General features: G+C 59.9%; 16 protein-coding genes and 1 tRNA gene. 5 read left to right on the forward strand and 12 right to left on the reverse strand.

The features are described from left to right. Nucleotides 1-25 precede the first annotated feature (25 nt). From LG294_RS10550 to coaE, 4 genes are all read right to left on the reverse strand, one after another. The gene (locus tag LG294_RS10550; RefSeq protein ID WP_404285497.1) at nt 26-1084 is read right to left on the reverse strand and encodes a TerC family protein; all 1059 of its coding nucleotides are present in this window, start codon (nt 1082-1084) and stop codon (nt 26-28) included. 291 nt (nt 1085-1375) lie between these two features. Beyond that, nucleotides 1376-3457, reverse strand: a complete 2082-nt coding sequence (gene uvrB, locus LG294_RS10555) for an excinuclease ABC subunit UvrB (protein ID WP_404285498.1) — start codon at nt 3455-3457, stop codon at nt 1376-1378. A gap of 62 nt (nt 3458-3519) precedes the next feature. After that, nucleotides 3520-3774 (reverse strand): hypothetical protein, encoded by a 255-nt coding sequence (locus LG294_RS10560; RefSeq protein ID WP_404285499.1) that lies wholly within the window; start codon nt 3772-3774, stop codon nt 3520-3522. After that, the gene (gene coaE / locus LG294_RS10565; protein WP_404285500.1) at nt 3774-4364 is read right to left on the reverse strand and encodes a dephospho-CoA kinase; all 591 of its coding nucleotides are present in this window, start codon (nt 4362-4364) and stop codon (nt 3774-3776) included. The genes LG294_RS10560 and coaE overlap by 1 nt, the downstream gene beginning before the upstream one ends. A 26-nt stretch (nt 4365-4390) precedes the next feature. Between coaE and LG294_RS10570 the strand changes: the two genes are divergently transcribed. From LG294_RS10570 to LG294_RS10580, 3 genes are all read left to right on the forward strand, one after another. Further along, entirely contained in the window at nt 4391-5062 is a 672-nt protein-coding gene (locus tag LG294_RS10570) for a YigZ family protein (RefSeq protein WP_404285501.1), read from the forward strand. Beyond that, nucleotides 5059-6177: a class I SAM-dependent methyltransferase gene (locus LG294_RS10575; RefSeq protein WP_404285502.1), complete on the forward strand. Its 1119-nt coding sequence runs from the start codon at nt 5059-5061 to the stop codon at nt 6175-6177. Before LG294_RS10570 ends, LG294_RS10575 begins: the two co-directional genes overlap by 4 nt. 63 nt (nt 6178-6240) lie before the next feature. After that, nucleotides 6241-7860, forward strand: a complete 1620-nt coding sequence (locus tag LG294_RS10580) for a DUF222 domain-containing protein (protein WP_404285503.1) — start codon at nt 6241-6243, stop codon at nt 7858-7860. Here the strand turns inward: LG294_RS10580 and LG294_RS10585 are convergent. The 4 genes from LG294_RS10585 to polA form a co-directional block, all read right to left on the reverse strand. Then, nucleotides 7857-9170 carry a hypothetical protein gene (locus tag LG294_RS10585; RefSeq protein ID WP_404285504.1) on the reverse strand — a complete coding sequence of 438 codons (1314 nt, stop codon included), beginning with the start codon at nt 9168-9170 and terminating at the stop codon, nt 7857-7859. The genes LG294_RS10580 and LG294_RS10585 overlap by 4 nt on opposite strands. Nucleotides 9171-9400: 230 nt before the next feature. Beyond that, a complete protein-coding gene (gene rpsA, locus LG294_RS10590; RefSeq protein WP_404285505.1) occupies nt 9401-10885 on the reverse strand; it encodes a 30S ribosomal protein S1 in 1485 nt (494 codons plus the stop codon). A gap of 200 nt (nt 10886-11085) precedes the next feature. Beyond that, complete coding sequence (locus tag LG294_RS10595; RefSeq protein ID WP_404285506.1) at nt 11086-12381, reverse strand: GNAT family N-acetyltransferase; 1296 nt, start codon at nt 12379-12381, stop codon at nt 11086-11088. Nucleotides 12382-12466: 85 nt separating this feature from the next. Continuing rightward, nucleotides 12467-15082, reverse strand: coding sequence for a DNA polymerase I (gene polA / locus LG294_RS10600; protein WP_404291724.1), 2616 nt, complete (start codon nt 15080-15082; stop codon nt 12467-12469). An 85-nt stretch (nt 15083-15167) separates the two neighbouring features. Between polA and LG294_RS10605 the strand changes: the two genes are divergently transcribed. After that, nucleotides 15168-15653: a hotdog fold thioesterase gene (locus tag LG294_RS10605; protein WP_404285507.1), complete on the forward strand. Its 486-nt coding sequence runs from the start codon at nt 15168-15170 to the stop codon at nt 15651-15653. A gap of 7 nt (nt 15654-15660) precedes the next feature. Here LG294_RS10605 and LG294_RS10610 read toward each other — a convergent pair whose 3' ends face one another. From LG294_RS10610 to LG294_RS10625, 4 genes are all read right to left on the reverse strand, one after another. Further along, on the reverse strand, nt 15661-16206 hold the full coding sequence (locus LG294_RS10610; protein WP_404285508.1) for a dihydrofolate reductase family protein: 546 nt from the start codon (nt 16204-16206) through the stop codon (nt 15661-15663). A gap of 71 nt (nt 16207-16277) precedes the next feature. Beyond that, nucleotides 16278-16514, reverse strand: coding sequence for a hypothetical protein (locus tag LG294_RS10615; RefSeq protein WP_404285509.1), 237 nt, complete (start codon nt 16512-16514; stop codon nt 16278-16280). Beyond that, on the reverse strand, nt 16511-17752 hold the full coding sequence (locus tag LG294_RS10620; protein WP_404285510.1) for an anion permease: 1242 nt from the start codon (nt 17750-17752) through the stop codon (nt 16511-16513). The genes LG294_RS10615 and LG294_RS10620 overlap by 4 nt, the downstream gene beginning before the upstream one ends. A 310-nt stretch (nt 17753-18062) precedes the next feature. Further along, on the reverse strand, nt 18063-18680 hold the full coding sequence (locus LG294_RS10625) for an ANTAR domain-containing response regulator (protein ID WP_404285511.1): 618 nt from the start codon (nt 18678-18680) through the stop codon (nt 18063-18065). 188 nt (nt 18681-18868) lie between these two features. On the opposite strand from LG294_RS10625, the gene LG294_RS10630 reads away from it, so the two are divergent. After that, nucleotides 18869-18950, forward strand: a tRNA-Leu gene (locus LG294_RS10630). Nucleotides 18951-19028 lie beyond the last annotated feature (78 nt).

Consider the following 19028-nt stretch of genomic DNA (forward strand, 5'->3'; position numbering starts at 1 on the left):
TAAATTCCTCGCGCTTAGGTGCGGACTAGTTGCCCGGTTCCTGATCGCGTTCGATCGATGCATGAGCTGCAGCCTTTTCGGCTGCCACAGCTTCGGCCTTGGCTGCCGCGTTACGACCCAGAGGGGTCCACAGCGACAAGACCGTAGCGATCACGATGGTCGCCAGAATAACAATCAGCGAGATGGAAGTTGGGATCTCTGGAGCCCAAGCAAAGCCTTCGCCACCATTGATGAACGGCAGTTCGTTGGTGTGCAGTGCGTGGAGCACCAGCTTGACGCCGATGAAGGCCAGGATGAAGCTCAGTGCATGCTTCAGGAACACCAGGCGGTTCATCAAACCACCGAGCAGGAAGTACAACTGGCGCAGACCCATCAGCGCGAAGATGTTCGCGGTGAACACGATGAAGGCCGAGTTGGTCAGACCGAAGATCGCAGGAATCGAGTCCACGGCGAACAACAGGTCGGTCATGCCGATGGTAATGAAGACCATCACCATTGGAGTGAACAGCTTCTTGCCGTCAACCACGGTACGCAGCTTGTTGCCGTCGTAGTCCTTGGCGAATGGCATCTTGCTGGTCAGCTTCTTGACCAGACCGCTATCGCTTTCTTCGTCCTCGTCGTCTTCGTCCTTCAGCTGGTGCCATGCGGTCCACAGCAAGAACGCACCGAAGATGTAGAAGACCCACGAGAAGTGCTCGATCATCGCAGCACCGGCAAGAATGAAGATTGCGCGCAACACCAGCGCGATGATGATGCCGAACATCAGCACCTCTTGCTGGTACTTACGCGGCACCGCAAAGCGGGTCATGATGATGATGAAGACAAAGAGGTTGTCAATGGACAACGAGTATTCGGTAATCCAGCCGGCGTAGAATTCCTGGCCTAGCTGGGAGCCTGCCTGCCACCAGACAATGCCACCGAAGATCAACGCCAAAGTAATGTAGAAGCCGACGAAAAGTCCGGCTTCCTTCATCGATGGTTCGTGCGGCCGCTTGACCACATAGAGCAAATCAAGCAGCAAGACAACGCAGAGCGCCACCAAGGCAATGATTTCAAATTGGAGTGTTAACCCTGAAGCACCCATAGAAGAGCAGCCTTTCGTCGTAAGGGTAGGACAAAGATTCGCAAGTCTCTCCGCCGTCAAGAACTAATTCTTGTTCGGCTGCTGCGCCCGGCGAAACTTCAATGGTTCGCGTGTTGACGTTCACAGCATTTGGGATACTCCCCTACGTACGAGATTCAATTGTAGCCTAAAGCAACCTCACACACTTCAAACCTAGTGTGCCTCACCCTGGAGGCACCGCACTCGCGGCACCCCCATAGCATCTATCCACGCTAGTCAGCGGACGGTCATCCGGCGTTGATTAACATTGTGTTAAGCGTGGCCAGCGTCCTTCATTTGGCGCAGTTCCTTCTTCAATTCCCCCACCTCATCGCGAATGCGCGCAGCCAGCTCGAACTGCAGTTCGGCCGCAGCTGCATGCATCTGCTCGGTCATCTGCTCGATCTGCCCGAGCAGGTCTTCGGCCGGGGCCGCAGCCAAACCGTCCTTGCGGATCGGCGCGGCCCTGCGCTTCGCGTCCTTGGCCAGCCGGTTGTTGCTCAGCAGCTCCTGGGTGTCAGCATCCTCGCGGGCCAGCTGATCGGTGATATCCGCGATCTTCTTGCGCAACGGAGTCGGATCGATCCCATGCTTCTCGTTGTGCGCCCGCTGGATTTCCCGTCGGCGATTGGTTTCCTCGATGGCCTTCGCCATCGCGTCGGTGATCTTATCCGCGTACATGATCACCTGCCCGGACACGTTGCGCGCTGCGCGTCCGATCGTCTGGATCAGGCTGGTCGCCGAACGCAAGAAGCCCTGCTTGTCAGCATCCAGGATCGTCACCAGCGACACCTCGGGAAGGTCAAGTCCCTCACGCAGCAGGTTGATGCCCACCAGCACGTCGAAGGAGCCCATGCGCAGCTCGCGCAACAGCTCCACGCGTCGGATGGTATCCACATCCGAGTGCAGGTACTGCACCCGGATCTGGTGTTCGGTCAGGTAGTCGGTCAGGTCTTCGGCCATCCGCTTGGTCAGCGTGGTCACCAGCACGCGCTCATTGCGCGTCACGCGCACGCGGATCTCGTCGAGCAGGTCATCGATCTGCCCCTTGGTGGGCTTCACGATGATCTCCGGGTCGATCAGCCCTGTGGGACGGATGATCTGTTCGACGAATCCATCGGCCTTGCCCAGCTCGTATTTGCCCGGGGTCGCCGAAAGGTACACGGTCTGTCCGACGCGTTCGAGGAACTCATCCCACTTCAGCGGTCGGTTGTCCATGGCCGAAGGGAGCCGGAAACCATGCTCGACCAGGTTGCGCTTGCGCGACATATCGCCCTCGTACATGGCGCCGATCTGCGGCACCGTCACATGCGACTCGTCGATCACCAGCAGGAAGTCATCGGGGAAATAGTCGATCAAGCAGTGCGGGGCGCTACCCGACTCGCGGCCGTCGATATGCCGCGAATAGTTCTCGATGCCGTTGCAGAAGCCCATCTGCTCCATCATTTCCAGGTCATAGGTGGTGCGCATGCGCAACCGCTGAGCCTCGACAAGCTTATTCTGCGACTCAAGTTCTTTCAGCCGCGCAGCCAGCTCGTCCTCGATGGTCTTGATCGCCTTGTGCATGCGCTCGGCGCCGGCGACATAGTGGCTGGCCGGGAAGATGTACATTTCGGTCTCCTCGCGGATGACCTCCCCGGTCACCGGGTGCAGGGTGTAGATCGCCTCCACCTCGTCGCCGAAGAACTCGATGCGCAGCGCCTGCTCCTCGTACATCGGGATGATCTCCACGGTATCCCCGCGCACCCGGAAGGTCCCGCGGTGGAAGTCCATGTCGTTTCGGGTGTACTGCATGGCCACGAACTGGCGCAGCATCGCGTCGCGGTTCAGCTCCTCGCCGCGGCGCACCGTGACCATGCCCTCCACATATTCCTCCGGCGTACCCAGGCCGTAGATGCAGGAAACCGTGGCGACGACGATCACGTCCCGGCGGGTGAGCAGCGAATTGGTCGCCGAGTGGCGCAAGCGCTCGACCTCCTCGTTGACCGAGGAATCCTTCTCGATGAAGGTATCGGTCTGCGCGACGTAGGCCTCGGGCTGGTAGTAGTCGTAGTAGGAGACGAAGTATTCGATCGCATTGTTCGGCATCAGCTCGCGGAACTCGTTGGCCAGCTGCGCGGCGAGCGTCTTATTCTGCACCAGCACCAGGGTGGGGCGCTGCACCTGTTCGACAAGCCACGCGGTGGTCGCAGACTTACCGGTGCCGGTGGCGCCAAGCAGCACGATATCCTTCTCGCCGCCGTTGAGTCTTTGCGTCAGCTCCGCGATGGCGGTGGGCTGATCTCCGGCGGGGGTGTATTCGCTGATGACTTCAAAGGGGGCGACGACGCGCTTGATCGGCTGTGCAAGGCTCATGGTTCCAGCATAACGAGGCGCACCGGCACTCGCCTACGCCCCAGCGCATGCCGATCGCGAAATTACTTGCCGCCTAGGCGCATTCCGGAGCGAATCGCGGTGCGCGTAGCGGTCCGGCGAATCTGCCCGCCGAAAAAAGTCACGGTGAGCACGGTGGCCGCGATCAGCCCGAGCAGGGCAAGCCATCCGGAGATATACACCACCGGCGAGTACGGACCGGCGGAGCCAACAAATTCGGCGCGGCCGCCAAAGCCCAACCACAGCACCAATGCCACGGCAAAACTGCCGAACATCGTCCACTTCGAAATTTTCTGCATCAGCGGTTTAAGCCCTTCGTAAATAGTTCGGCCACTTGCGCTTGGAGTTCTTCAAGTGTCCCATCATTTTTCAGCAGATGATCGGCGATTGCCGCGCGATCAGCGTCGCTGGCCTGTGCGGCCATCCGCGAGAGCGCCTCGGCCTCGCTCCAGCCGCGGTCTTCAACCATCCGGCGAATCCGCTCAGCTCGGGGGGCCTGCACCACGATGACCACATCAAAGCGGTCCGCCTGCCCCGATTCGACAAGCAACGGGATGTCTTCGACCACGACCGCCGCTTCCGCCGCGCCAGCACGCAGGCGGTTAGCCTCGGCGCGCACCAGCGGGTGCACGATTGCGTTCAGCTTCAACCGCTGCGCCTCATCGCCGAAGACGAGCGCACCGAGCGCAGCTCGGTCCAGCGACCCGTCGGCGGCGAAAACGTCCTCTCCGAAGGCCTCGCGAATCGCTTCCAGGCCCGGCGTTCCGGGCGCAACTACCTCACGGGCGAGCTTGTCCGCGTCGATCAGCACCGCACCGAGCTTCGCCAATTGCGCTGCCACTACCGATTTGCCGGAAGCCACGCCGCCGGTCAGTCCCACATGCATCATGGCTACCACCCTATAAACTAAGTACGATGAACACCAACGACTCGGCCGCCACCAGCTACACCACGCTGCGACGCGACAGTGTGCACGAGGTCGAGATCAAGCGCTCGCGGTTCATCACCTACCTGTTCCGCGTCGAGGCCGAGGCGGAGGCCCGGACGCATATCGCTGCCCTGCGCAAAACCCATTTCGACGCCCGCCACCACTGCAGCGCTTTCATCATCGGGCCCGATCGGATGGCCCAGCGTTCGAACGACGACGGGGAGCCTTCGGGCACCGCCGGCATCCCGATGCTCGACGCGCTGGCCAAACGCGATACCGGGCAGGGTTCGGACCTCTCCGATATCCTCGCCGTGACCGTGCGCTACTTCGGCGGCATCAAACTCGGCGCCGGCGGGTTGGTGCGCGCCTACTCGGACTCCGTCTCCCAAGCGCTCGACCACGCCGCCCTGACCACCCGCCAACGCCTGCGCATTTTTGAGCTGCCCGCCGAGCATGCGCTGGCAGCACGCTACGAAAACGAGCTGCGCTCCGCCGGTTACCAGCTGGGCGACACCCACTGGGGCGACGCGCACGCGGTGCTGAGCATCGGCATCAATGATGGACCGGCAGCCAGCGAACAGCTTCACACGTTGATCGCCACACTCACCTCCGGCGCCGGAATCCTGCGCGCCTCGCACACCACCTGGGTGGATTCATGACTCACGAACTGCTGAACAAACTACGCCGCTGGCCAGAGGTCGAAGGCGAAAACCTCTTCGCCCACGACGCCGCGGACCGGCTCATGCTGGACACGGTCCACGCCTGGCCGCACACCGTTTCCATCGTCGGTGATCAGTATGGCGCGCTGAGCCTGGGCGCGCTGTCCGCCGGGGCAACTCACGTGCGGGTGCATACCGACTCGCTCACCGCACGGCGCGCGATCACCGCGAACCTGCAGGCGCTGGCCCCGCAGCAGGTGGCGCAGCTCGAATTCTGTGCGCTCGACACTGTCGCGGCCGACGCCACCTTGGTGCTGCTGCGTCTGCCGCGCGGAGGTGACGTGCTCGACGAACAGGCCTCCGCGATCGCCTCAGCCGCGAGTTCGCAGGCCGTGGTGCATGCCGGCGGCATGCTCAAGCATATGAACCGCACGATGAACCAGACCCTGGCCACCTATTTTTCCACCCTCGAGGTCTCCCTGGCCCGGCAGAAGGCGCGCGTGCTGACCGCCAGCGCCCCGCTGCCCACGGCACACTCCCATAGCTACCCACGATCCGCCACGCACCAGGTCAACGGGACAGCATTCACCCTGACTGCCGGAGCTGCCACCTTCGGGGCACAACGCCTGGATCCGGGCACCGCGCTGCTGCTGGAAAACCTGCCCGACCTGTCCGGCCACACACGCTTGCTCGATCTGGCCTGCGGCAACGGTTCCATCGGCGTGTATGCAGCACTCACCCACCCGGCGTTGCTCGTGGATGCCTCCGATCATTCGGCCTCCGCGGTGGCCTCCACCGGGCTGTCCGCGCAAGCCAACCACCTGTCCGCGCGGATCACCGCCGTCCAGGACGATGGCCTCAGCCGCCACCCGGATGCCAGCGCCACGCTGATCACGCTGAATCCGCCCTTCCACATCGGCAATACCGTGCACGCGGGCATCGCGCTGAAGCTGTTCGATGAGGCAGCCCGGGTCTTGGCCGAGGGTGGCGAGCTGATCTGCGTGTTCAACTCGCACCTGCGCTACCGCAGCGAACTGGCCAGCCGCATCGGCCCCACGCAGCAGCTGGCGCGCAACTCCACTTTCACGGTCACCCGCTCAATCCGCCGCCGCTAAGCCTTATCCACATCCGGCCGCCTGGCCGCAATCCCTGCCTGATCCGCATCGCACACTGGGTCCATGACAACGCGGATCGAGCAGCTCGTCACGGCGCTGCGCACAACTTTGGCCGGCTCGGAGGAAATTTCCACCTCCGAGCTCATCGCTTTGTCCGCGCTGGCCCCCGAACTTCAATCCACCCTCCGCGTCAAGACAACCGGCCTTGCCGACCCGCGCGCAGCCCTGGCGCTGGCCGCCGGCACCGAGGTGCTGGCTCATGAAACCGTGCGCAACCAAATCCACTGCGCGCACCTGCTTGAGGCCACCGGCGCGCATCAGTTGGAGGTCACGCAGATCGATGCTGTCCGCGCCAGCACCTGGGATCTGGCCAGCGAACCGGTACTTGCCACGACCCGGCCCAGCTACAAGAACGCGGCCGAACTGCTTTCCGCATGGCTGAATATTGATATTTTTGAGGCCCGCCGCCGGGTGAACGATGCACACCTGATGATCTGCCAGTTCGACGCACAGGGAAACCGTTGCTCTGCCCAGTTCGCTGGCCTCGCGCAGCGTTTTAACACCGTGGGACCGGACCCCCGCGAATCGCTGAGCGCCGCCCGTCGCTTGGAAAAATTCGAACCCACTACCGGCGAGTTCGACTCCCCAGGCACCGCGAGCGCCCTGGATTCCACCGGCCAGCTGTTGGAACACACCGCACTTGGAATACTTGCCGAATCCGAACCTAAAACTCGCACCAAAAAACTGAACCGGCTGATCAAATCCGCCAAGGAGCAGGCGACACTGGAAGATCCACAGGCCGATGCCGGAATCTACCGCAAAGGTGAAAAAGACGGATTGATCATCTACGAGGTGCGCTTAATACCGCTCGATGCCGAGGACTTCGAATCCCTGCTCGCTCAGGCGGACAACCCACGCACCTTAGCCGGCGCCGCCAGCCGGCAGCTGGACGGGGAGCAAAACCCCACTCAAAACCCTGACGCGGTCCCGGATCACCCTGATTTTGTGACCGATGAGGAAGCAGCCAGCGCCACCTGGAATCCACTCACCGAGGCGAGCGTCGCACGTCGGCGTTTGCAGGCGTTGATGACCTTGCTGAAGGTCAACGGCAAAAAGGTGAGCCGGTTGCTTGCCCAACGCAATCAGAATCCAGCCGCCACGCAGCCCACGGAGTCCGACGAACCAGAAATCCCGGTGGTCCGGCCCACCGTCATGGTTCATCTGACATTGAAGGAACTCACCGGGTTGGCCACAACTTATGGAGTGACCGAGCATGGCTTCGCTCTGCGCCCCGCCCAGCTTCGCCAAGTGCTGGCCAGGGCAAAAATCATTCCACTGGTACTTGGCGGACGCGGCGAAATTTTGGATATCGGCCGCGAGCAACGGAATTTCCCACGCTACATGCGCCGCGCGATCAAAGCGCGGGACCGGGGGTGCATTGTCCCGGGCTGCACGGTCCCACCGGAGCATTGCGAACTGCACCATATTTGGTGGTGGTCGCGTGGCGGACCGACCGCGGTTTACCTTGGGTGTTGCCTGTGCACCGCGCACCATCACGATGTGCACGCGCAAACCCTCAAGGTGATCTCACACGGGGGCCTGCCCCAGGTCATCTTGCCGAAATTTGTGGACCCCGCACAAGTGCCACGTCGTAACTCCATCAACGACCGACCCGAGGTTTAGGCCACCGGGTGGTCGACAAGATACGGTCGTTGCCCCGGCACGCGTACCGCATACCCTGCCAATCCCTTGGCACCCAGCGGAATTTGATCCAACACCCGCATCGTTGCGGGGTTGAACTTCTCGACCACCAAGGGAGTATCAACGCAGTTTCGCCACAGCAACCCGCGTTTAGCCCGCGAGATCGGTTCAGAGACTCGTTGCGGGAGATAATTTGCCGCCGCGGCGGTTCCCTGCCCGAATACCGTTAGCACCTGCAGCCGCACCGGTTTTGAGTCCCATCCGCTGAATCCGGCGATTACCAGACGATCTGAGGCACGAACTAGCCGGTCATTAGCGTGCTCACCATACACCCACGGCTGATCGGCTAGCCGCGTAAATTCGGCAGCGCTCAACGCGTTGACCGCGGAGATCCCATGCACCGAACAACGATCCAGGCATTCAACGAACTGCTCGTATTCGCTGGTCTTGGATTCTTCATTCGGCTCGGTACATGCACACCCGGTACCGGGTTCCGGTTCGCGTGCCACCACCACACCGATCGCCACAAAACTCAGTGGCCCATACCCGGGAGCCAACGGAACTTCAAGAGCCAGATGGCCCACGATGAGTTGTTCGACCCAGCGCACCAGCAACACGATCAGGCACAAGACCATCGCCACGCTTCCTAGGATGAACCCATCGATACGGTCCCGATCGACATCGGCAAATACCTGCTCTGCATCGGTCAAAAATTGCCAAATGATTTTGAGCAAAGGGTAGAGCATCGACCCCAAGGCCAAATACCACAGCGTGGTGGGTAGCTGCCGGTAGATCCGCAATTGCCGCAATTGCTCGCTGGGGATCAGCACCGTGGAGGTTGCATGATCCCGCCAGCGGCGTAGCCTCGCGATCAGCCGCCACTGGTTGACCAGTCCGCTCAGCGCCAGGAACGCAAACCAGCACCCGCACCCCAGCACCACAAGTTGCGCGGTGCCTTCCGGTTCCAGGATCAGGGAAAGCGTGGCCGTCGCAGCCAGCGCCAGCCACGGCGCGATCCTCGCGGCGGCCCACATAATGGCAATGCACGCGACGATCACGGAAAAGGTCAGCAGTCGGCCGAGTTCCAACTCGGGTCGCTGCGGGTAGGCGAAGCGGAAGAGATAGATGTTCAGTGCGATCAACGGTATCCAACTGGCTAAGAGCACCATGACGTTGGGGATGGTCTTCGGGATCTGGCGCCATTCTTCGGTGCTGACCGAATAAAAGGGCACCACCTTGCCCGCGGCGGCGCCATGGCCCACCTGGAGGTTGTTGCTCTTTGCTTGCCTCATGGCCATTCCTCACCGCCCGCGCCTACAGAACTCACAGGATTTAGTCTATAGCTGTTATATTCTGTTCGCACTCCACCTTTGGGTCGACTTCCTAGCTTCGCACTACACAGGAAGGATGACGCGTTGCATGAATCTGCCCAGCACGCAGAAAAGGCCCAACCCGCAATGGGTTGGACCTTTTCTTGAGCGTTCGCTTAGCTATTCGCCAAGCTCACTAGCAACATTCGAAATTAGTTGCCGGTCAGCTTTTCGCGCAGTGCAGCCAATGCTTCGTCCGAAGCCAGGGTGCCTGCATCGGTGGCTGGTGCCTCCGAGGAGTACGATGCTGGAGCAGCAGCCGAGGAACCGCCAGCAGCGGCTGGTTCTGCTTCTGCTTCTGCGTCGGCAGCGATTGCAGCAACAACCTGCTTCTTGTGAGCTTCCCAACGCTCCTGAGCGGCAGCGTACTGTGCCTCCCAAGCGGCGCGCTGGGTGTCGAAGCCCTCGAGCCATTCGTTGGTCTCTGGGTCGAAGCCCTCTGGGTACTTGTAGTTGCCCTCTTCGTCGTACTCTGCTGCCATGCCGTACAGAGCTGGATCGAATTCGGTACCCTCTGGGTCCACGCCTTCGTTAGCCTGCTTGAGCGACAGCGAGATGCGGCGGCGTTCCAGGTCGATGTCGATGACCTTGACGAACAGCTCGTCACCCACGGAGACAACCTGCTCGGCCAATTCAACGTGGCGCACTGCAAGCTCGGAGATGTGGACAAGGCCTTCGATGCCGTCTTCGACGCGAACGAACGCACCGAATGGAACCAGCTTGGTGACCTTACCTGGTACAACCTGGCCCAGCGCGTGAGTGCGGGCGAAGGTCTGCCAAGGATCTTCCTGGGTAGCCTTCAGCGACAGCGAAACGCGCTCGCGGTCCAGATCGACCTCGAGAACCTCGACGGTGACTTCCTGGCCAACTTCGACAACCTCGGATGGGTGGTCGATGTGCTTCCAGGACAGCTCGGAAACGTGGACGAGGCCGTCTACGCCGCCAAGGTCCACGAATGCACCGAAGTTGACGATGGAGGAAACGACGCCCGGACGAACCTGGCCCTTTTCCAGCTTGTTGAGGAAGGTCGAGCGGACCTCGGACTGGGTCTGCTCGAGCCATGCACGGCGGGAAAGCACAACGTTGTTGCGGTTCTTGTCCAGCTCGATGATCTTGGCTTCGATTTCCTGGCCGATGTATGGAGCCAGGTCGCGCACACGGCGCATCTCGACGAGCGATGCTGGCAAGAAGCCACGCAGGCCGATGTCCAGGATGAGGCCACCCTTGACAACCTCGATGACGGTACCGGTAACGACACCGTCTTCTTCCTTGATCTTCTCGATGTCGCCCCAGGCACGCTCGTACTGAGCGCGCTTCTTGGACAAGATCAGGCGGCCTTCCTTATCTTCCTTGGTCAGAACCAAGGCTTCAACGCTGTCACCAACGGCGACAACGTCGCCTGGGTCAACGTCGTGCTTGATGGAAAGCTCGCGGGAAGGAATGACACCTTCGGTCTTGTAACCGATGTCGAGCAGAACTTCGTCGTGGTCAACCTTGACGACGGTGCCTTCGACGAGGTCACCATCGTTGAAGTACTTGATGGTGGCATCGACTGCGGCCAAGAAGTCCTCAGCAGATCCAATGTCGTTAATTGCGACAACTGGTGCGCTGTTGTTCTCGTTCGAGGTGATGGTCATGTAGTAGGGACTCCGATGTGGATAGATTTGATCAGTCGAACCCCGGAAGTCCCGGAGTTTCGAGCGGGTAACGTTTACCTGCGGACACGGCAATGCCATGACACGCCTTCCTAAGTCTACGCGTCTAGCAGAGTTCGGGTCAAAGCAGAACCCACCAACATCGATAGTCTCACTTTGTGAGGTTCGTTACATTACCTCAATTAAAACAGGTGCGGCGAGTGCGGGCTGTTCAACGTTTCGAAGAAATTGCGCGCGACTCGCAACGGTTGCACTCGCAGGTTTTTTGCCCTGCCCACGCTCAGCAGATCTGCCAGCGTTGCATCTCCCAGATACACCCGGGAGAGATCCGCCACCTGAAGCTGCACCCAATCGATCGACTCGCGAGGGCGCTCCACCTTGTGCACGGTGGCCGAACCGCCACGTACCGTCACCTCATAATTTCCCGATGCATATCCGAGCTCATCGTCGATCTTGAGCACCATCGACCCGTCATGCTCATAGTGCCTGGCCTCCAAAGCGGCCACGGGATCGAGCACCCGCAACCAAAGTTCATCGTCGAGACTGCGAATCTTGTAGTCCCGGTCGTTGCTGAGCATCAAACGCAACGGATCACGGACCGGGCCTTGGGCGTGGACTTCTTCAATGAGATCATGATTGCCCAAGAAATTTAGCAGTCCGATGCGGGCGAGCGGCGAACTCGCGATGAGCTTTTGCACTTCCATGGTCGGGGTGTCGCTGTCCCACCCCTTGAACTTGAAGCAGACGAGGCCTTCTAGATGACCGGATTCGTTGCGGTAGACCGCCCAACGCAAATTTTTAGGTTTTGCCAGTGTTTCCCACCCGTCCCAGCGGCCCAGCATGTACCCCTCGTCGAAGAGTGTGGGGTCAACCGAGCCGAAGCTTCGTTGCATGCAGTCCGCCGCCAACTGCCGGTAGTGCGGCGCCACATCCTCGGCGAGCACCTCTTGGACCGTACCCGGCAGCTCGCCTTGAAGCCCCAGTCCCCCAGCGCATTTGAGCGTAAAGCGCACCCGATGGCTCGCGATGCCGAATCCATAGCGCCCGTAGATACTGCCTTCGCTGGCGGTCAGCGCCGCCAGGGGAAAGCCCTGCGCGGCTGCGAAAGCCAGATCCGCGTGCATCGAGGCCTTCAAGATCCCCCGACGCCGATGCGTTGCGCTGACGGTGACCGCGGTGATCTTGTGGATCTGCAGCAGCGCCTTGCCGCCGACGTTCAACTGGCCGGGAAAGGACGCGTAGGTGTGCACCGGGGCGGTGACATGCCGGGACGGGGCTTTGGCCGACCGGTCGAAGACCATGCTCATGCGCAGCTTCTGGTCACGGGCGATCTCGAGGTAGGTTTCGGCGGATGCCTCGTCGCCGAGCTCATCGTAGAATCCAAGCGCTGTACTGCGCTGGAACAGGGTGCTGATACGCATTTGGGAATCTTCCAGCTGTTCGGCCTGCCAGCTCAGCGATTCTAATTCTTCGTTCATTGCTTGCCCTCCACACCTCGTTGTAACGGGTTAAGCCAGCATGGCCGGTGCACCGCGAAGTGCACCGGCCACGCGGTGATGATTTTTAGTGCTCGGCTTCATGCCAAGACTTGCCGGTACCCGGCTGAACGTCCAGCGGGACCTTCAGCTCAGCGGCCCGGCTCATCTCGTGCGTCACCAGCTCCTGCACTGCGTCCAGTTCACCGGCAGCAATTTCCAGCACCAGCTCATCGTGCACCTGCAAAAGCATCCGTGATTTGTACTTCCCCTCGGCCAACAGCTCGGCGATGCGCAGCATCGCGACCTTCAGCAGATCCGCCGCGGATCCTTGGATCGGCGCATTCAGTGCGGCGCGTTCGGCAATATCGCGCAATCTCCGATCGGAGCTGTTCAGCTCCGGCAGGTAGCGGCGGCGCCCGAAAATAGTCTCGGTGTAACCATCCTTGCGCGCCTGGTCGACAACGGAACGCAGGTAGGTGCGCACCGCGCCAAAGCGGGCGAAGTAATCCTTCATCAGGTTGCGCGCCTCATCGACGGAGATCTTCAGCTGCTTTGACAGCCCGAAGGAACTCAATCCGTAGGCCAGTCCGTAGCTCATCGCCTTCACCTTCGAACGCATCTCGCTGGTGACCTCTTCGGGAGCCACATCGAATACGTGCGAACCGACATACCGGTGCAGGTCCTCGCCGCTCTGGTAAGCCTCGATCAGGCCTTCATCGCCCGAGAGGTGCGCCATAATGCGCATTTCGATCTGCGAGTAGTCCACGGTCAGCAGCGTTTCGTATCCCTCGCCGACGACGAACACATCGCGGATGCGTCGACCCTCTTCGGAGCGGATCGGGATGTTCTGCAGGTTCGGGTTCAGGCTGGACAAGCGTCCGGTCGCGGCCACCGTCTGCGCATAGGTGGTGTGAATCCGACCGTCGTCGCCGATCGATTTGAGCAGCCCATCAACCGTCTGGCGTAGCTTGATCGCCTCGCGGTACGCCATCAGCGCCACCAGGAACGGGTGCTGGGTCTTGACCAGCAGATCCTGCAAGGATTCCGCATCGGTGGTGAAACCGGTTTTGATCTTCTTGGTTTTCGGCAGGTCAAGTTCTTCGAAAAGCACCACCTGCAGCTGCTTCGGACTCGATAGGTTCACCTCGTGCCCGATGGACTCGTAGGCTTCCGTGGTCGCCTGATCCACCTGCGCGGTGAAGTGCGCGTGCAGCTCGTCGAGGCGTTCGCGGCTCACCGCAATGCCGGCATGCTCCATCTCGAAGAGCACATCGATTAGCGGCAACTCCATCTCCTTGGCCAGCTCGGCCGCATGCTTTTCGGCGAGCTTAGTTGCAAGGAACGCTGACAAGTCAAAAATCGCCTGTGCCTGAGCAAGGGTCGGCTCGACCAGATCTGCGGTGAGACCCAGATCCAGTTCGCCCTTCTTGGCAGGCTTGAGCACCGGAACCGTGTACTTCAGATGGTATTGCACCAGATCCACTAGTTCATGGCTGCGCCGGTCCGGCTGGATCAAGTAGGCGCTGATCAGCGTGTCGTCGCCCAGTCCGGCGACGCTGAAGCCACGCTCGTGAAGCCGGTGCATGGCGAATTTCGCGTCGTGGAAGATCTTCGGGGCCTGCGCATCGGCGAGGAAATCGGCAAGCACCTTTTCGGTGTCTTCACCCAAGCTGGACAGTTCCAGCCAGAGTGCCTTGCCCTCACGGAAGAGCGCCACACCGACGGCTTCGCCCGCCGTCACCGCCACTTGTACCGCGATAGGCGCCCCCTGGCCTTGGGCGATGAATTCACCCAGTGCCTTGGCATCGTTGGCTTCAAGCCGCTCGAACTGCGCCGCTTCGGGTTGCTCTTCGTCATCCTGCGCGGCAAAGAGGTCGAAGAGCCGCTTTCGCAAGGTGTTAAATTCCAGCGCGTCGAAAAGATTCTCAATCTCTTCGCGGTTCGGCGCGACCAGTTCCGCTTCGTCCAAGGTCACCGAGAGTTCCAGATCGTGGCGCAATTGGTTCAACCGGCGGTTACGGGTGACATTGTCCACGTGAGCCCGCAGGCTCTCGCCGACCTTGCCCTTGATCGAGTCGACGTTCTCCAAGATTCCGTTCAGGTCTCCGTAGAGGTTTAGCCATTTCGCCGCAGTCTTCGGCCCCACACCGGGTACGCCCGGCAGATTGTCGGCGGTCTCCCCCACCAGTGCGGCCAGGTCAGAGTAGCGTTCAGGACGCACGAAATACTTGCTCTCAACCGCTTCGGCATCCATCGGCGGGATGTCGCTAATGCCCTTCTTCGGGTAAAGCACCATCGTCTTGTCGGTGATCAGCTGGAAGGCATCGCGGTCACCGGAGACGACGAGGACTTCGAAGCCCTGCTCCTCGCCCTGGGTCGCCAGGGTTGCCAGGATATCGTCGGCTTCGAAGCTTTCAAGGGTGATGCTTGGAATGTTCATCGCCTTCATGACCTCTTGAATGAGATCGATCTGGCCGTAAAATTCTTCTGGAGTCTTATTTCGACCGCCCTTGTACTCGGTGTACTCCAGGGAACGGAAAGTTGGGGTGTCCAGGTCGAAGGCCACCGCAACGTGCGTAGGCTTCTGCTGACGGATCATCGTCAGCAGCATCGAGACGAATCCGTGGACGGCATTGGTGTGCTGGCCGGTGCTTGTCGCAAAGTTTTCGGCGGGCAGCGCATAGAACGCGCGGAAGGCCATCGAGTGTCCGTCGATGATCAGAAGTTTCTTATCCGACGTGAATGTCGTTTTGGTAGTTTCGCTCACACCTGAAAGCCTAGTTGTCATGAGCGACAATTTCACTTCTAACGACGAGCAATCTTCAGCACACCCATTTGCCCAGCAGTTGACTAGGCATGGTGTTCCGCAGGAGATGTGGCCTTTTCTCCATGGGCACGGGGTGGGGACACTGGTGGAGAAGCTGGATATCCGCTTCACCGAGTTCAGCACCGACCGGGTCTGCGCGACCATGCCAGTAGAAGGAAACACGCAGGTGGTGGGCATCCTGCATGGCGGGGCATCCGCCGCGCTAGCCGAAACCTTGGGCTCCATGGCTGCGGCTTTGCACGCAAAGGGCAAGGCAAACCCGGTAGGCGTGGATCTAAACGTCACCCACCACAAGGCCGGACTTCAGGGTCTGGTCAGCGCCGTGTGCACCCCACTTCATTTGGGCCGGCGCATCACCACCCATGAAATCGTTATCGCCAACGACGCAGGTCAACGCGTGGCCACTGCTCGAATCACCAACATGCTACTGCCCATCGAGGGCTAGCCAGGCGCTAGGAGACGGCGTAGCTGGAGGCGAAGACATCGTCGCCGAGCTCACGGATTTTCAGCTCGGACAGCTGCGCGTTGGCGCCGCGACCGAAAATGTTCACCCCGCCGCCGAGAAACACCGGCACCGTCACCACGGTGAGTTCGTCGAGTATTCCGGCCTCGATAAAGCCTCCGGCAAGATCCGCACCGCCAACGAGCCAGACATCCCCGGCACCGGCACTTTTGGCAATGTCGCGGCTCCAGAAACTAATTTCACCGCGGATGAATGTCAGATTTGTGTCAGGCAGCGAAGGAAGCTCGTGGTGTGTGAAGATCCACACAGGCTTCTTGCCGAATGGCCATTGCAGGTGGCCTTCATTGATATCTCTTACGATCGTGTCGTAGGTTTTACCGCCAATGACTACCGCACCGATGGTGTCAAAGAACTCTCGAAGGTCAGTTTGGTAGCCGGGCAGTTCAGTAAATGGGCGTAGCCAATGCGTATCGCCAGACTGATCGGCCACAAAGCCGTCGATGGAAGCACCCACGTAGTACTTGAAGCTAGTCATAGCTCCAGTCTAGGGGTGCCTCCATCGAAGGCAATATTTAGTTTTTGTCGCTCACCGGGTTAGCGGGGAGCTTAGAATCCCAAGATCGCTTGGCTCAGCTGTGGAACGATGAGCACCACGCCGAAGAGCACGATCAGGCCGCACACTCCGAAGCACAAATAGGCGCCGTACTTATTGATCTGAGTGTTGCTGTGTTCATCGCGGGCCACCGCCAGCAGCCGAACACCAAAGGAGTACGCGACAACGATGCACATGGCAGCAACCCAGCTGACCAGGGCGACGATTAGAAATGCTGTCCAATCGATCATGAGATATCCGATTCCTTGTCCATAGCTTCCTGTTCAAGCTTCCGGGCCGTCTTAGCTTCGGCCTTGGCCCGTGCTCGACGCTCCTTCTTCGACAGAATGTTGACCGCCGCTCCCGAATTGTCGATGTCTGACATCGCAGTTTCGTGTCCTACGTGGTCCTTGCGGGACATGTACCAGAACAGCAGCAGCGTTCCAACACCGACTACGGCGACGATCCCGACGCCGACTGCACCGATATGGGTCAGCGCCGCGGCTGCGCCACCAACGATTGCTGCCGCCGGAAGGGTGAACAGCCACCCTAGGGCAATACGACCCGCGGTGCCCCAACGGACTTCGGCGCCCTTGCGCCCTAGGCCGGAACCGATGACCGAGCCCGAAGCCACCTGCGTGGTGGACAGCGCGAAGCCTAGGTGCGATGAGGTAAGAATTGCCGAGGCCGTCGATACTTCGGCCGCGAAGCCCTGTGCGGGTTTCACATCGGTCAAACCCGAACCCATGGTTCGGATAATGCGCCAGCCGCCGGTGTAGGTGCCCAAAGCGATGGCAATTGCACAGGTAGCAACCACCCACAGGTGTGGGCCGGTTCCGGCGCTCTGCATGCCCGAAGCGACCAGCGTCAGGGTGATGACACCCATGGTCTTCTGCGCGTCATTGGTACCGTGCGCCAGCGCTACAAGCGAGGAAGAGAAGATCTGTCCATAACGGAATCCTCCACGTTTAGGCGCAGCACCGCTCTGTCGCTTCGTAATGGAGTAAGCGAGCTTCGTGCAAATGTAAGCGGAAATACCTGCAATCAGCGGGGCGCATAGTGCCGGCAGGAGCACCTTGGACAGGAGCACTCCGTAGTCGATGGCTCCGAATCCGGCACCGACGATCGCGGCACCTACCAGTCCACCGAATAAAGCATGGGAGGAACTTGAGGGCAAGCCGAGCAGCCAAGTGAAGACGTTCCAGATGACCGCGCCCATAAGTCCTGCGAAGATCATTTCCGGCATGATTTGCACGCCGGTCGTGGGGTCTTCGTTGATAATGCCGCCAGAAATTGTCTTAGCTACCTCCGTGGAGAGGAAAGCGCCTACGAGGTTCAAAACCGCGGCAAGAGCTACAGCCTTTTTTGGAGTGATTGCTCCGGTTGCGATTGGAGTGGCCATCGCATTGGCCGTGTCATGAAAACCATTGGTGAAGTCGAAAAACAACGCCAAGGCGATGACTAGGACGACGATAAGCGTCAAATCCATTGAATACCAGCCTGAGGGTCGAACGGCAAGGAAAAAGAACATGGGCCAAGAGCTACGAAATCCAGCGAAAATAGTGGCGTGCGGGATTGGGCTCAAAGCGCAATTTCAATCTTATGCTCCTGAGCAGATACGTCAATCCGGCCAGTCAACTAACTCCCCACAAATTTCACATGAACATTAGGTAACTGAGTGGGCAACTACCGTGTTCAAGCTGGAACGATTTATTTCCGGCACAAAAAATGTGCGCCAAACCATAGGTGGCTTGACGCACATTCAGGCGGATAACCGCGCCGCGGGCAATATTGGGCGGTTACTTAACCTGGTCGATCACGGTGTCCGCGACCTGTCGCATGCTCAGTCGGCGATCCATCGACGTCTTCTGGATCCAGCGGAATGCTTCTGGTTCAGTCAAACCCATCTTGGTAATGAGCAGCGATTTGGCCCGGTCCACAAGCTTTCGGGTCTCGAACTGCTCGGCGAGGTTAGTCACCTCGGACTCCAGGGCGCGCAGCTCGTCGTTGCGCGAAATTGCGATTTCAATCGCCGGGGTCAGGTCCGCCGGGGTGAATGGCTTGACGACATAAGCCATGGCGCCAGCTTCGCGAGCACGCTCCACCAGTTCCTTTTGGCTGAAAGCGGTGAGTAGTACGACGGGGGCGATGCGCTCCTTGACGATGGACTCCGCGGCGGTGATGCCATCCATCACCGGCATCTTCACATCCATCAGCACTAGGTCAGGCTTCAGCTCACGAGCCTTCTCCAGCGCGCTCTGGCCATTGTCGACCTCAGCGACTACGTCGTAGCCTTCGGAACGCAAGATCTCAACAATATCCAAGCGGATCAGCGTCTCATCTTCGGCGACGATCACGCGTCGAGCTGCAGAAGGCGTCTCGGAAGGGATTTTGGTAATTTCTGGTAGCTCGCTCATAGGGCGCCTTCCTTATTGGTCTGCGTACCTGCCTCGTTAGCTGGCAGAACTCACGATGAATTTCGCGGCGAGCCGCGCTGCTGCCGTTTCGTATCTAAGCCTACTTGCATGTATTCTTATTAGGGCGATGACGCGAGGATATCGATTAGGAAATCTACGAAACCTCTAGTAAACTCGTCAATGTGTTAGCCCAAGTGGCGGAATCGGTAGACGCGCCGCACTCAAAATGCGGTATCGAAAGATGTGTGGGTTCGAGTCCCACCTTGGGCACATAATGAATGTCGTCGGAGAAAGTGAGAACTTTCTCCGACGGCATTTTTCTTTTAACCTTTCACCCAAATGTGATGC

This window comes from Glutamicibacter arilaitensis (assembly GCF_044793945.1).
Classification (GTDB): domain Bacteria; phylum Actinomycetota; class Actinomycetes; order Actinomycetales; family Micrococcaceae; genus Glutamicibacter; species Glutamicibacter arilaitensis_B.